This window comes from Pseudomonas sp. PSE14 (assembly GCF_029203285.1).
Classification (GTDB): domain Bacteria; phylum Pseudomonadota; class Gammaproteobacteria; order Pseudomonadales; family Pseudomonadaceae; genus Pseudomonas.
In genome coordinates this window covers 5685870-5700512 of the sequence record NZ_CP115669.1, presented here as the reverse complement: position 1 = coordinate 5700512, position 14643 = coordinate 5685870, and the positions used below count along the sequence as shown (strand labels likewise).

The window sequence follows — 14643 nt, the reverse complement described above, 5'->3', positions numbered from 1 at the left end:
GGTCTGTAGTGGAGCGGGCGCGTATTCTAGCAGGCCGTGCCGGGCGTCGGGGTGCCGCTCGGAATAGCGGCGATCTGTGACGGGATCGTACTTCCTTATTTTGGATAAATCCGTACATGTATTAGGCTTGTGTGAGCAATACTTGAAGAAAACTCTTAAGAGTTTCTCTGAAGTCTCGTTTGTATCCGGGGAGCCGGAGGCGGCGGAGGCTTCAAAACCGGAAGGACGGGCACAGGGACGGCGCCAGGTTTCTTCCCATCGCATGACGGGGGTCGCGTGGCAGCGTCGGTCGAACCAGCGCGCCTGCTCCTGCTGGCGGAAGCGCCGCAGTGGGCCCAGCTACTTCGCGGATATCTGGCCGCGTTGGGGCAGGGCTATTCCCTGATCACAGCACCGTCCTGGCAGGCCGCCAGCAGCCTGTTCGATGAAGGCCAGGTCGGCCTGGTCCTGGCCACGCCTGGCAAGCTGCCATCCTCCCAGCAATGCCACCTGCCGATGGTCCTGCTGCTCGAACGCGAGCCCACACAGGAGCCGGTGGGCGTTGCCGACTGGCTGGCCGCGGAAAGCCTCAGCGTCGAAGTGCTACGCCGCTGCCTGCGCTACGTGCGCGAACGCGCCTCGCTGCAGAACACCCTGCAGAACCTGGCCGAACAGGATCCGCTTACCGGCATTGCCAACCGCCAGGGCTTCCAGACCCTGCTCGCCGCCCGCCTGAGCGAGTGCGGTGGCCGCGGCCTGGCGCTGGGGCACCTGGACCTGGACAACTTCCGCCACGTCAACGATGCCCTCGGTCACCAGTCCGGGGACCGGCTGATCCTGCAGGTGGTCGACCGACTCAAGGCCCAACTGGACAACGGTGATCTCATCGCCCGTCTGGGCAGTGACGAATTCGCCCTGCTGCTGGATACCCGCCACGATCCGGAGCGGGTGGAATGGGTCGCCGAACGCATCGTCGAGGTCCTCGGCGAGCCCTACCGGGTGGAGGGGGAAAGCCTGCTCTTGGGTTGCAGCCTGGGCATGGCCCACGCTCACACCGGCGATGGCGCCGACCCGTTGATGTGGCACGCGCACATCGCCATGCAGCAGGCCAAGGCCCGCCAGGGTTGCACCTTCCATGTGTTCGACGAGCGCATCAACCGTGGCGCGCGCAGCCTCGCCGATCTGGAGAGCGAACTGCGCCGCGCCTTGCGCCGCGACGAGCTGGAACTGCACTACCAGCCGCGCCTGGACCTGAAGGATGGCCACATCGTCGGCCTGGAAGCGCTGGTGCGCTGGCGTCATCCCGAACGCGGCCTGCTGATGCCGGGGGACTTCGTGCCGCTGGCGGAGGAAAGCGGGCTGATCGTGCCGCTCGGCTACTGGGTGATCTCCCGCGCCCTGCGCGACATGCAATGGCTGCGTGGGCGCGGCCTGCCGCCGCTGCACATGGCGATCAACCTGTCGTTCCGCCAGTTCCAGGACGGCCAGTTGCTGCCGACCCTGGAGCGCCTGATCCGCCTGCGCGGCGTGGATGCCCGGTGGCTGGAGTTCGAACTCACCGAAACCGCCGTGATGCGTCGCAGCGACAAGGTGCTGCAGACCATGCAGGTCCTCGGCCGGCTGGGCGTGCGCTTCTCGCTGGATGACTTCGGCACCGGCTTCTCGTCCTTCGTGCACCTCAGCAGCCTGCCGATCACCCTGCTGAAGATCGACAAGAGCTTCGTCGGCGACATGCAGGAGCGCCCGGAAAACCTGCAACTGGTGCGGGCGATGATCAACCTGGCGCATAACCTCAATCTCGAGGTGGTGGCCGAAGGCGTCGAGACCGTCGAGCAGCAGGACCAGCTGAGTCAGTTCGGCTGTGACCAGGTCCAGGGCTACGGGATCAGCCGGCCGCTGCCCCTAGCGGAGCTGGCGCGCTTCCTGGTGTTCGGCGGAACCCGCGCGCTACGCCTGCAGGACTCGATCAACAGCTAGCAAGTGCCGAGGACGCTGCCCGTCGCCTGCGGCCGCAGCAGTCGGGCGGTCTTGGCTTCGAACGCCAGGCACAGGCCGATCGCCGCACAAGCCAGCCCCGATGCCAGGCCCCACCATACGCCGCTGGGTCCCCAGCCGAGCGGGAAGGCCAGCAGCAAGGCCATCGGCACCCCGACCAGCCAGTAACCCGCCAGCCCGACCAGGAAGGTGGTGCGCGCATCTTTCAGGCCCCGGATCGCGCCCATGGCGATGCTCTGGGTGCCGTCGAACAGCTCGAACCAGGCGGCGATCGCCAGCAGGCTGACGGCCAGTTGCACCACCTCCTGGTTGGCCGGGTCGTCGTGGTCGAGGAACAGGCCGATGACCAGCTCCGGGGCCAGCCAGAACAGCGCGGCGAAGGCGAACATGCAGGCGGCGCCGAAGCCGATTCCCAGGCGTCCGGCGCGGCGCGCCTCGACCAGCCGGCCGGCGCCGTAGTGTTGGCCGATACGGAAGGTCACCGCATAGGAAATCCCCACCGGCACCATGAAGGCCACGTACACCGACTGGATGGCGATCTGGTGTGCGGCCAGCGCGGTGCTGCCGATGGCGCCCATGCACAGCGTGGCCACGGTGAACATCCCTGACTCCACCGCGTAAGTGCCGCCAATGGAAAGGCCCAGGCGCAGGGATTCGCCGATTACCTTGAAGTCCGGCCGCGACAGCCCGCGCAGCAGCGGGTAGTCGCGGTAGGCGGGGTGCCAGCGCAGGTACAGCGCGAGTATCACCGGCAGGGCGTTCATCACCACCGCGGTGACCAGGCCGATCCCTGCCAGCCCCAGGCGCGGCAGGCCGAACAGGCCCTCGATGAAGGCATAGTTCAGGGCGAAGTTGGCCAGCGCGCCGAGCACGCTGATCGCCATCACCGGGCCGGTGCGCTCGATGGCGCTGGTGAAGCCGCGCAGCACCATGAAGACCATGTAGCCGGGCAGGGCGAAGACGATGCTGCGTAGAAAACTCATCGTGCCGGCGACGGTTTCCGGCGCCTGGCCGAAGGTCAGCAGGATCGGCCCCAGGTTCCACAGCAATAGCCCCGCCAGCAGCGACAGCGCCAGGCCGATCCACAGGCCGGCCTGGGTCGCCTGGACTACTCCAGAAGAGTCCCGCGCGCCGTGGCGAATGGCGACCAGGTTGCCGGTGGCCGCCACCACGCCGACGCAGAAGGTCGAAATCAGCGCGTAGCTGGACGCGCCCAGGCCGCCGCTGGCCAGCGCCTCGCGGCCGAGCTTGCCCATCATCACGGTGTCGGTGAACACCATGGCCACATAGGCCAACTGGGCGGCGATCAGCGGGCCGGCCAGGCGCAGGATGGCGGCGAGTTCGTCACGGTACAGGCGTTTCATGAGTCAGGCTCAGTCAGCGGCGGCCCGCAGTGGGGCCTTCCGAATGGAAAGTGCCTCATTCTCTGGCGTGTGCACGGGCGGGCACAAAAGGAAAAAAACGATGCCATTCATGAGTCATACTCATGGCTGGTTGCGCCCTGGAGCCCGCGATGAACCGCCAATTGCCGCCCCTCTATGCCCTGCGCGCCTTCGAGGCCGCCGCCCGGCATGCGTCCTTCACCCGCGCCGCCGAGGAGCTGGCGATCACCCAGAGCGCCGTGAGCCGGCACATCAGGACCCTGGAAGAACACTTCGCCTGCCGCCTGTTCCAGCGCCGCGGCCGGAAGCTGGAACTGACCGAGCCGGCGCGCCTGCTGCTGCCCGGCCTGCGCGATGGCTTCGACGCACTGGAGCGCGCCTGTTCCAGCCTGCGGGCGGAGGAGGGCGTGCTGCGCCTGAAGGCGCCTTCGACCCTGACCATGCGCTGGCTGCTGTCGCGCTTGAGCAACTTCCGCATGCGCAATAGCGATATCGAGGTGCAGTTGACCAGCGCCTGGATGGACGTGGACCAGGTGGACTTCGTCAACGAGCCTTTCGACTGCGCGGTGCTACTCAGCGCCGGGCACTTCCCGCCGGACTGGGAAGGCACCCTGCTGTTCCCCGAGTGGCTGATTCCGGTGGGTTCGCCGGCGCTGCTCGACGACGGTCCGTGGGACGTCGAGCGCCTGGCCCGCGCCGAGCTGCTGCACCCAACGCCCGACCGCCGCGACTGGCGCCGCTGGCTGCAGCGCATGGACCTGAGCGAGCAGGTTTCGCTAAAGGGCGGGCAGGTTTTCGACACCCTGGAACTGGGCATAGTCGCTGCGGCGCGGGGCTATGGTGTATCCATCGGCGACCTGGTGATGGTCGCCGAAGACGCCAACCAGGGCCGGCTGGCGCTGCCCTGGCCGAGCGCGGTGGCCAGCGGCGAAAGCTACTACCTGGTCTGGCCGCGGGCGCGCCGGCAGCAGGAGCGCCTGCGCCGGTTGCGCGACTTCCTCCAGGCCGAAGTCCAGGCCATGCAGCTGCCGCCGGTCGAGCTGCTCGAATAGCGCTGCCGCGGCCAGACAAGTCCTGGCGCGGACACGATGTTCCAGGTCGGCTTCAGTAGTCGAGTTGAAACAGAGCTTTGCTAGCGTCATGGGTGGACTAGTCCAGGGAGGAGCCCGCAACGGGCTCTTTCCAACCCAAAAGACCACCTCGGGGGAACCCCATGAAGCCCATGCGTACTCTGCTCGCCAGCCTGCTTCTCGCCAGCACCGCCGTTGCCGCCACCGCTAACGCCGCCACGGAGCTCAAGCACTGGCCGGCGCCGGCCGCGAAACAGCTCGACGCCCTGATCGCCGCCAACGCCAACAAGGGCGCCTTCGCGGTCTTCGACATGGACAACACCAGCTACCGCTACGACCTGGAAGAATCGCTGCTGCCCTTCCTGGAAATGAAGGGCGTGCTGACCCGCGAGAAGCTCGATCCCTCGCTCAAGCTGATTCCGTTCAAGGACGTGAACGGCCACAAGGAGAGCCTCAACAGCTACTACTACCGGCTCTGCGAAATCGACGACATGGTCTGCTACCCCTGGGTCGCCCAGGTGTTCTCCGGCTTCACCCTCAAGGAGCTCAAGGGCTACGTCGACGAGCTGATGGCGTACGGCAAGCCGATCCCCAGCACCTACTACGAAGGCGATGCGGTCAAGCCCATCGAGATCAACCCGCCCAAGGTCTTCACCGGCCAGACCGAGCTGTACAACAAGCTGATGGAGAACGGCATCGAGGTCTACGTGATGACCGCCGCCCACGAAGAGCTGGTGCGGATGGTCGCCTCCGATCCGAAGTACGGCTACAACGTGAAGCCGGAGAACGTCATCGGCGTCACCACCTTGCTCAAGGACCGCAAGAGCGGCGAGCTGACCACTGCGCGCAAGCAGATCACCGCCGGCAAGTACGATCCCAAGGCCAACCTGGACCTGGAAGTCACCCCCTACCTGTGGACCCCGGCGACCTGGATGGCTGGCAAGCAGGCCGCGATCCTTACCTACATCGACCAGTGGAAGCGCCCGATCCTGGTCGGCGGCGACACCCCCAGCAGCGATGGCTACATGCTGTTCAACGGCACCGCCGACAACGGCATCCACCTGTGGGTCAACCGCAAGCCCAAGTACATGGACCAGCTCAACGGCATGATCAAGAAGAACGCCGAGGCCCAGGCCAAGCTGGGCCAGACGGTCACCGCCGACAAGAACTGGGTGATCGTGAAGCCCGAAGAGATCCAGTAAGCCCGAAACGAAGAGGCCGGCATTTGCCGGCCTCTTTCATTCAGCGCACCACGTGCAGGAAGTGCAGGTGGCGTTCGTACTGGTCGAGGATGTCGCTGATCACCCCGTCGCGGCCCCAGCCCATGATGTCGTAGTCCTGGCCGCCCTCCTTGAGGTGCACCTCGGCGCGGAAGTACTTGCGCGACTCGCTGGTGTCCTCGGTATCGCGCATGACGAAACTGGGAGTGGTGAAGGCGCGCGGGCGGACTTCGTAGATGAAGTCGACCTCGGTGCCATGCCCGACCTCCAGCCGCACCCGGCGGTCGTCGCCCGTCGTCACGGTGGCATCGTAGCCCTGCTTGCGCAGTTCGGCCGCGACATCTTCGCAGGCCGGGTGCGCCACCTCATCGATGAAGCGGTTGACATGGCTGCGCCGCGGGAACATGGCGATGTTGCGCAGGCGGCGCTGCCAGCCCTCGCTGCTGCGGCTGCGGGCGGGGGAGAAGCTCAGCGCCTGGTGGCGGATGCCGCGCTTGGTGGCGTCCAGGTGCAGGGCCTTGAACAGCCCCCAGATCGAGGCGAGCAGGATGATCGCGAAGGGCAGCGCACTGGCGATGGTCGCCGTCTGCAACGCTTTCAGCCCGTCGGTCAGCAGCAGGGCGATGGCCACCACGCCCATCAGCACCGACCAGAAGATGCGCTGCCACAGCGGCGAGTGGTCGTGGCCGGAGGAGGCGAGCATGTCGACCACCAGTGCGCCGGAGTCGGCCGAGGTGACGAAGAACACCACCACCATCGCCACCGCTACCAGCGAGATCAGGCTACCCAGCGGGAAGTGTTCGAGGAAGGCGAACAGCGCCACCGAGCTGTCCTGGTTCACCACGTCCGCCAGTTGGGTGAAGCCGTCCTGGAGGATCATGTGGATCGCGCTGTCGCCGAACACGGTCATCCACAGCAGGGTGAAGCCGGCAGGGACGAAGAGCACGCCGCAGACGAACTCGCGAATGGTCCGCCCGCGCGAGATGCGTGCGATGAACAGCCCGACGAAGGGCGACCACGACAACCACCAGCCCCAGTAGAGCAGGGTCCAGCCGCCGATCCAGTCGGTGGGCTGGTAGGCGTACAGGTTGAAGGTCTTGTTGACGATTTCCGAGAGGTAGGCCCCGGTGTTCTGCACGTAGGTCTGCAGCAGGAACACGGTGGGGCCGAGGACCAGCACGAAGAGCAGCAGGATGACCGCCAGCCCCAGGTTCAACTCGGAGAGGATCCGGATGCCGCGGTCGAGGCCGCTGGCGACCGAGAGGGTGGCCAGGCCGCAGGTCACGGCGATCAGGATCACCTGCACCGTCTGGTTCACCGGCCAGCCGAACAGGAAGTGCAGGCCGCTGTTGATCTGCAGCACGCCGTAGCCCAGCGAGGTCGCCACGCCGAATACCGTGCCGATGATCGCGAAGATATCCACTGCGTGGCCGATGGGGCCGTAGATACGTTCGCCGATCAGCGGGTAGAGCGCCGAGCGCAGGGTCAGCGGCAAGCCGTGGCGGAAGCTGAAGAAGGCCAGGATCAGCGCGACGATGGCGTAGATCGCCCAGGCGTGCAGGCCCCAGTGGAAGAAGGTCAGCTTCATCGCTTCGCGTGCCGCTTCCACGGTGTGCGGCTCGCCGACAGGGGGCGCGATGAAGTGCATGACGGGTTCGGCGACACCGAAGAACATCAGGCCGATGCCCATGCCGGCGGAAAACAGCATGGCGAACCAGGTGGTGTTGCGGTAGTCGGGGCGGCTGTGGTCGGGGCCGAGCCGGATGTCGCCGTAACGGCTGACGGCGAGGAAGACCACGCTGATCAGCACCAGCGCCACGGCGAGGACATAGAACCAGCTGGCGTTGCTGATGATCCATTTCTGCATCAGGCCGAACAGCGACTGGGCTTGCTCCGGCAGCAGCGTCGCGAAGGCGACGAGGGCGAGGATGAGTACGGCGGAGGTATAGAAAACCGGAGGGTTCAAGGTGCTCCGGGGGCGGGAAGGTGTCTCCATCTTGAGCTAGCTCTCCTTGTTATCGGATTGCCACCCTGAGGGCGGAAGACGCAACATTCTAGCACAAGTTGATAGCTTTATTTGATCTGAATGCTGTTAGTCGATAGCTTTTTGGTATTTCAAGGCTGATCTCGAACATTTTCGAGGTTGTGTTCAGGTTGAGTGCCAGCCGTGACTTTCCCTTGCTCAAGACCTCGGTAGAAGCAGCCTGTCGAACGGCTGTGCCGGGAGGTGACGTCAGTCGGTGCCCTTGAGCCGGCCCAGCCCATATTCCAGGCTGGCGGCGGAGAGTTCGCCCATCTGGCTGTGCCTCAGGCGCCCCTGGGCGTCGTAGAACAGCGTGGTGGGCATGCCATAGGCGCCGGTGGCCTGGCCCAGGCGGTTGCCGCTGTCGAGCAGCACTGCCGCATCGCTCAGGCCCTGGGCGCGGAGGAAGCGCTGCACGGCTTCGGCGGACTCGCCCTGGTTGACCAGCAGGAAGCGCACGTCGCTGCGTTGTTGCTGCGCGGCTTCCAGCACCGGCATTTCGCGTCGGCAGGGCGGACACCAGCTGGCCCAGAGATTGACCACCAGCGGCCGGCCATCCAGGGCGCGCAGGTCGACCGGCTGGCCACGCAGGTCCAGCACCGTCAGCGCGGGAATCTGCTGGCTGCGGTCCAGCGCCGAAACCACGGCATTGCCTCCACCCCAGACGCAGGCCCCCACCAGCGCGGCCACCGCCAGCGGCCGGCGCAGTGCGGCCTTGCGCCAGGCCAGCAGGCCACCGACCACCACCGCCGCGAGGATGCCCGGCAGGGCGAGGAAGCCGCCGTCGCGGATATCCACGATGCCCAGTGGCGTGGCGGCATACTGCTCGGCGTAGCGCGCGACGAAGGCCAGCCGCGCCACCAGCAGGCCCCCGACGAGCATGCTGAACAGCGCGCCCTCGGGGTTGGCGCCGCGTTTGCGCCCGGCCAGCCAGCCGGCGAAGAGCGCGGCGAAGAAGCCGAGGTAGAGCAGCACGTGGGGCAGGGGAATGGCCAGGGAGCCGAGGGTGAGACTGGTCAACGCGAGCGCCTTGAATCGAGAGTGCCTTGCGGAAAGGCGGAAGGTACAGCAGCCCGGCGCCGCACGGCAGCGCCAGGCTGTGGATAAATGTTTCCCGTCAGGCCGGCAGCAGTTCCTCGTCCTGCGCGCGGCGCTCGGCGGTCAGCCGCGTGGCGCAGGCGCCGACCTTGCGCACGGCGTCCTCGATCCGCGCCAGGTCGCGGCTGGAGTAGTTCATCCGGATGCAATTGCGGTACTTGCCCGAGGCGGAAAAGATGTTGCCCGCCGCCACCTGCACGTTGTCGCGGCGCAGCTCGTGGTTGAGCCGCACGCTGTCGAACTGCTCGTCCATCTCCACCCAGAGCATGAAGCCGCCACGCGGCCGGCTGGCCAGGGTGCCTTCAGGGAAGTAGCGGCCGATCCATTCGGTCATCAGGTCGCGGTGGCGCTGATACTGCGCGCGCATGCGGCGGATGTGCGGCTCGTAGTGGCCGCCGCCGACGAACTCGGCCAGGGCCATCTGCGGCTGCGGCGCGCAGGTGCCGCTGGCGATGTACTTGAAGTGCAGGATGCGGTCCAGGTAACGCCCCGGCACCACCCAGCCGGTGCGCAGGCCCGGCGCCACGGTCTTGGAGAAGGAGCTGGCCAGCAGCACGCGGTCGTCGGCGTCGAAGGATTTGATGCTGCGCGGCCGCGGGAAGGCATAGGCCAGCTCGCCATAGACATCGTCTTCCAGGATCGGCACGTCATAGCGCGCCGCCAGGCACAGCAAGGCGCGCTTGCGCGCGTCGGGCATGATGTAGCCCAACGGGTTGTTGCAGTTGGGGGTGAGCAGGATCAACTTCACCGGCCACTGCTCCATGGCCAGCTCCAGTGCCTCCAGGCTGACGCCATTGATCGGGTCGGTGGGGATTTCCAGTGCCTTGAGCCCATAGGCCTTCAGTGCCTGCATGGCGCCGTGGAAGCTCGGCGAGTCGATGGCGACAATGTCCCCCGGCTGGCAGATGGCGCGCAGGGTGATCGCCAGCGCCTCCTGGCACCCGGTGGTGATGACGATCTCACTGGGCGGCACCTGGCAGCCGGAGTCGAGCATCAGCCGGGCGATCTGCTCGCGCAGCGCCAGCGACCCCTGGATGCCTTCGTAGCCAAGGCTGTGTACGTCGGTGCGTCGAGCGGCATGCACCATGGCGCGCTGCAGCGGCTTGAGCGAGGGGCTGGTGACATCCGGCGTGCCGCGCCCGAGTTGGACGAAGTCGCTGCCGGGTGCGTAGCGCACCTGTTCCAGCACCTGGTCCCATTGCGACACGTCCACCGGCCGTTGCGCCGGCCGGGTCATCGCCGGCAGCGGCGGCAGGTGGCGGCGTTCGGGCACGAAGTAGCCGGATTTCGGCCGTGGCTCCACCAGCCCGGAGTCCTCCAGCACGCGGTAGGCCTGCTGCACCGTGCTGATGCTGACGCCGTGTTCTTCGCTCAGCGCGCGCACCGAGGGCAGGCGGTCGCCGGGGCGGTACAGCCCCTGCTCGATGCGTTCGCCGAGGGTGGCGGCGAGCTGTGCATAGCGCTTCATGACAGATCTCCCAAGCCGGTCGTGGCTGGCTGAAAGCAGTACAGATCGAACAAAAATACGCCATTCAGAGGCTTTTAGCGCCTTTCTGTATGGAGAAAATTCAGAATTGTTGAATCTGTAATGCTTTTTGCCAATTCGTCAGGCTAATCCCACATCCGGTGAACCCGAACGTGGAGGAACGACGACATGACCGGCATGAGCGATGTACGCCTGACCCTGTATCAACAGGAACTGCTGGGCCTTCCCGAGGCCCGCGTGATACCGGGTGGCCCCCGGGAAAACCGCTGGCAGCAGTTCTGGCGCCGGCTGCGCACCCGCAAGCAGCTACTGGAACTCAGCGACGAGCAACTGCGCGATATCGGCATCAGCCGCGAACAGGCGCGGCTGGAGGCGATGCGCCCGTTCTGGCGCTGCTAATGACCGGCGCGGTACTGCAGTGCTTCGGCCAGATGCGTCCGGCCGATGGCTTGCGCCTGCTGCAGGTCGGCGAGGGTGCGGGCCACCTTGAGAATCCGGTGCAGGGCGCGCAACGACAGGTTCAGGCGCTCGCCGGCCTTCTCCAGCCAGGCTTGGTCCTCAGCGCCCAGCGCACAGAATTGGTGCATCTTCTTCAGGTCGAGGAAGGCGTTCGCGCAACCTTGCCGGTCCAACTGGCGCTGGCGTGCGGCGGCGACCTGCACGGCCAGTTCGGCGCTGCTGGTGCTGGGGCCGCTGGGCGCCAGGCTGGTGCTTTCGCGGCTGACCGTCAGGTGCAGGTCGATACGGTCCAATAGCGGCCCGGACAGCTTGGCGCGGTAGCGCTGGACCTGCTCCGGCGTGCAGCGGCAGCGGCCGCTGGGGTCGCCGAGATATCCACAGGGGCAGGGGTTCATCGCCGCCACCAGTTGGAAACGCGCCGGGAAGCGCACCCGGCCGCTGGCGCGGGCGATGACGATTTCGCCGCCTTCCAGGGGCTCTCGAAGCACCTCAAGCACCTTCCTGTCGAACTCCGGAAGCTCATCGAGGAACAGCACGCCTTCGTGAGCCAGAGTGATTTCACCCGGCTGCGGGCGGCTGCCGCCACCGACCAGCGCTGGCGCTGACGCCGTATGGTGCGGTTGGCGGAAGGGCCGCTGCGGCCAGTGGGTCAGCGGCCCGCGACCGGCCACGGAATGGATCGCCGCCACCTGCAAGGCCTCGTCTTCATCCAGCGGCGGCATCAGGCCGGGCAGGCGGCTGGCCAGCAGTGTCTTGCCGGTGCCGGGCGGGCCGCTGAGCAACAGGTTGTGCGCGCCGGCTGCAGCCACCAGCAGGGCGCGCTTGGCGGCTGTCTGGCCCTGTACGTCGGCCAGGTCGGGGTAGGGCGGCGTGCTGCGCAGCAGGCCGTTCGCCTCGTAGGGCCGCAGGCGTTCCTGGCCGCTGAAGTGCGCGGCCAGCTCCAGCAGATGGCCGACCGCATAGACCGTCAGCCCACTGGCGAGGCTGGCTTCCTCGGCATTCTCCTTCGGCACCACCAGCGCCCGCCCGGCGGCGCGGGCGGCCAGGGCGGCGGGCAACACGCCCGGCACCGGACGCAGGGTGCCGGAGAGCGCCAGTTCGCCCAGGCATTCCAGGTCATCCAGGCCACCGGCATCGGCGAGCTGTCCGCTGGCGGCGAGGATGCCCAGGGCGATGGCCAGGTCGAAGCGCCCGCCATCTTTCGGCAGATCAGCCGGGGCAAGATTGAGGGTGATACGGCGGGCGGGGAAGTCGAAACCTGAGTTGAGCAGGGCGCTGCGCACGCGGTCCTTGCTCTCTTTCACCGCGCCTTCGGGCAGGCCGACCAGGGTCAGCGACGGCAGGCCGTTGGCCAGGTGCGCCTCGACGGTAACGCCGGGCGCTTCGACGCCGACCTGGGCGCGGCTGTGGACGATGGCGAGGGACATGGATCACTCCTTGATCACATGCCGCCCCGCCGGTGGGCTTATTCGGCGTGTTCGGCCGGGGCCTCGGCGGGCGGCGAGAGCTTGGCTTCCATTTCCGCGACCTTGGCTTCCAGTGCTTCGAGGCGGGCGCGGGTGCGGGCGAGTACCACCATCTGGCTGTCGAACTCGTCACGGCTGACCAGGTCGAGCTTGCTGAAGGCGCTCTGCATCAGAACCTTGAACTGGGCTTCCAGCTCGGCCTTCGGCAGGGGCGATTCGCCACCGAACAGGCGTCCGGCTTGTTGGCTGATGGCATCGAGGAAGGCTTTGGGCGGCAGCATGGTTCATGGGTTCCGGATTGAATCAGAGCGCAGTCTATCACGCAGCCGGCGCCGGCTGCGGCGCAGGGGCTTGCACGCTTTTTGAGCAGTATGCCCGCTGCATGTGCGCGCTTTCGGTGCGCCCGATGGCCACTGGCGATTGGCCAGAAGCCCCGGATTTCCAGCAAGTGGCTGAAAGCACGAGCATTTCACCGAGCTGGCAAGGTTCATGCTTTGGGGCATGCATGGCGTGCACCGATGCAGTTCCGGTGCTGCAGGCGAGGCGGTGGATTGCTTCGATCAAGGCAGTCGGAGTGCTGAGGTAGGGCGGCCGGCGCATTACAAAAGCCAGACACTGCGCTTAGACTTGTCCCCGGGTTCGTTCTTCCTGGGGCGGGTCCACCAAAACACGGGAGAGAGTTACATGAAGCTAGTCACAGCCATCATCAAGCCGTTCAAGCTGGACGACGTTCGTGAGTCGCTGTCCGAGATCGGCGTGCAGGGCATCACTGTGACCGAAGTCAAGGGCTTCGGCCGGCAGAAGGGCCACACCGAGCTGTACCGTGGCGCGGAATACGTCGTCGACTTCCTGCCTAAGGTGAAGATCGACGTCGCCATCGCCGATGACCAACTGGATCGTGTTATCGAAGCCATCACCAAGGCCGCCAACACCGGGAAAATCGGTGACGGCAAGATCTTTGTCGTAAACCTGGAACAGGCCATTCGTATCCGTACCGGCGAAACCGGCACCGACGCGATCTAAGCCAAGCCCACACCGAACCCCACGCCCCAGGAGAAACAACAATGACTCTGCGCAAATACGCAGGGCTAGGCGCCCTATTGCCCCTCGCAATGCCCGGACTGGCCCTGGCTGACGAAGCCGCGGCCCCGGTCCTGAACAGCGGTGACACCGCCTGGATGCTGATTTCCAGCGCGCTGGTGCTGCTGATGACCATCCCCGGTCTGGCCCTGTTCTACGGCGGCATGGTGCGCGCCAAGAACGTCCTGTCGATCATGATGCAGTGCTTCGCGATCACCGCGCTGATCAGCATCCTCTGGGTCGTCTACGGCTACAGCCTGGCCTTCGACACCGTCGGCATGGAAAAGGGCGTGGTCAACTTCGCCTCCTTCGTCGGTGGTCTGGACAAGGCCTTCCTCAGCGGCCTGACCAACACCGGTCTGACTTCCGCCGCCGCGCTGTTCCCCGAAAGCGTGTTCGTGATGTTCCAGATGACCTTCGCGATCATCACCCCGGCGCTGATCGTCGGTGCCTTCGCCGAGCGCATGAAGTTCTCCGCCCTGCTGATCTTCACCGCGCTGTGGTTCACCCTGGTCTACGCGCCGATCGCCCACATGGTGTGGAGCGGTGACGGCGGTCTGCTGTGGGACTGGGGCGTGCTGGACTTCGCCGGTGGCACCGTGGTGCACATCAACGCCGGTGTCGCGGGCCTGGTCGCCGCTCTGGTGATGGGCAAGCGCAAGGGCTACCCGAATGCCGCCATGGCACCGCACAACCTGGGCTACACCCTGGTCGGCGCGGCGCTGCTGTGGGTGGGCTGGTTCGGCTTCAACGCCGGTTCCGCTGCTGCCGCCAACGGTACCGCCGGCATGGCCATGCTGGTCACCCAGATCGCTACCGCTGCCGCAGCCCTGGGCTGGATGTTCGCCGAGTGGATCACCCACGGTAAGCCGAGCGCCCTGGGCATCGCTTCGGGCGTGGTTGCCGGCCTGGTCGCCGTCACCCCGGCCGCCGGTACCTGCGGCCCGATGGGTGCCATCGTGATCGGCCTGGCCGCCGGCGTGATCTGCTTCTTCGCCGCCACCAGCCTCAAGCGTGCCATCGGCTACGACGACTCCCTGGACGCCTTCGGCGTGCATGCGGTCGGCGGCATCGTCGGCGCCCTGCTCACCGGTGTGTTCGCCGCGCCTGCCCTGGGCGGCTTCGGCACCGTGACCGACATCGGCGCCCAGCTGTTCATCCAGTTCAAGGGTGTGGCCTTCACCATCGTCTACACCGCGATCGTCAGCTTCGTGATCCTCAAGGTGCTGGACCTGGTCATGGGCCTGCGCGTCAGCGAGGAAGAGGAAACCATGGGTCTGGACCTCTCCCTGCACAACGAGCGCGGCTACAACCTGTAAGGGTTCGCGCAAGTTCGACGAAGGGCGCCTACGGGCGCCCTTTGTTTTTTTGAGCATCACGCTAGA

Annotated in this window: 12 protein-coding genes; 6 read left to right on the top strand and 6 right to left on the bottom strand. The window is 66.4% G+C overall.

Features of this window, described 5'->3' with window-relative positions:
• Positions 1–276 precede the first annotated feature (276 nt).
• Positions 277–1956: a bifunctional diguanylate cyclase/phosphodiesterase gene (locus O6P39_RS26065; RefSeq protein WP_275609248.1), complete on the top strand. Its 1680-nt coding sequence runs from the start codon at positions 277–279 to the stop codon at positions 1954–1956.
• Here O6P39_RS26065 and O6P39_RS26060 read toward each other — a convergent pair.
• Complete coding sequence (locus tag O6P39_RS26060) at positions 1953–3338, bottom strand: NorM family multidrug efflux MATE transporter (protein ID WP_275609247.1); 1386 nt, start codon at positions 3336–3338, stop codon at positions 1953–1955. The genes O6P39_RS26065 and O6P39_RS26060 overlap by 4 nt on opposite strands.
• 149 nt (positions 3339–3487) lie before the next feature.
• Here O6P39_RS26060 and O6P39_RS26055 point away from each other — a divergent pair, with 149 nt between their 5' ends.
• Positions 3488–4408 (top strand): LysR substrate-binding domain-containing protein, encoded by a 921-nt coding sequence (locus O6P39_RS26055; protein ID WP_275609246.1) that lies wholly within the window; start codon positions 3488–3490, stop codon positions 4406–4408.
• Between the two features lie 161 nt (positions 4409–4569).
• Positions 4570–5628, top strand: coding sequence for a haloacid dehalogenase-like hydrolase (locus O6P39_RS26050; protein ID WP_275609245.1), 1059 nt, complete (start codon positions 4570–4572; stop codon positions 5626–5628).
• 40 nt (positions 5629–5668) lie between these two features.
• On the opposite strand, the gene betT is transcribed toward O6P39_RS26050, so the two are convergent.
• The 3 genes from betT to O6P39_RS26035 form a co-directional block, all read right to left on the bottom strand.
• Positions 5669–7642, bottom strand: coding sequence for a choline BCCT transporter BetT (gene betT, locus O6P39_RS26045; RefSeq protein WP_275609244.1), 1974 nt, complete (start codon positions 7640–7642; stop codon positions 5669–5671).
• A gap of 237 nt (positions 7643–7879) precedes the next feature.
• On the bottom strand, positions 7880–8689 hold the full coding sequence (locus tag O6P39_RS26040) for a TlpA disulfide reductase family protein (RefSeq protein WP_275609243.1): 810 nt from the start codon (positions 8687–8689) through the stop codon (positions 7880–7882).
• 97 nt (positions 8690–8786) lie between these two features.
• Positions 8787–10235: a PLP-dependent aminotransferase family protein gene (locus tag O6P39_RS26035; protein WP_275609242.1), complete on the bottom strand. Its 1449-nt coding sequence runs from the start codon at positions 10233–10235 to the stop codon at positions 8787–8789.
• Positions 10236–10421: 186 nt separating this feature from the next.
• Between O6P39_RS26035 and O6P39_RS26030 the strand changes: the two genes are divergently transcribed.
• Complete coding sequence (locus O6P39_RS26030) at positions 10422–10652, top strand: DUF1127 domain-containing protein (RefSeq protein WP_275609241.1); 231 nt, start codon at positions 10422–10424, stop codon at positions 10650–10652.
• Here O6P39_RS26030 and O6P39_RS26025 read toward each other — a convergent pair.
• Both O6P39_RS26025 and O6P39_RS26020 read right to left on the bottom strand, forming a co-directional pair.
• Entirely contained in the window at positions 10649–12139 is a 1491-nt protein-coding gene (locus tag O6P39_RS26025; RefSeq protein ID WP_275609240.1) for a YifB family Mg chelatase-like AAA ATPase, read from the bottom strand. The genes O6P39_RS26030 and O6P39_RS26025 overlap by 4 nt on opposite strands.
• A gap of 38 nt (positions 12140–12177) precedes the next feature.
• On the bottom strand, positions 12178–12459 hold the full coding sequence (locus O6P39_RS26020; protein ID WP_275609239.1) for an accessory factor UbiK family protein: 282 nt from the start codon (positions 12457–12459) through the stop codon (positions 12178–12180).
• A 403-nt stretch (positions 12460–12862) separates the two neighbouring features.
• On the opposite strand from O6P39_RS26020, the gene glnK reads away from it, so the two are divergent.
• Both glnK and O6P39_RS26010 read left to right on the top strand, forming a co-directional pair.
• Positions 12863–13201 (top strand): P-II family nitrogen regulator, encoded by a 339-nt coding sequence (gene glnK / locus O6P39_RS26015; RefSeq protein ID WP_003457590.1) that lies wholly within the window; start codon positions 12863–12865, stop codon positions 13199–13201.
• 41 nt (positions 13202–13242) lie between these two features.
• The gene (locus O6P39_RS26010) at positions 13243–14577 is read left to right on the top strand and encodes an ammonium transporter (RefSeq protein WP_275609238.1); all 1335 of its coding nucleotides are present in this window, start codon (positions 13243–13245) and stop codon (positions 14575–14577) included.
• The last annotated feature ends 66 nt before the right edge of the window (positions 14578–14643 follow it).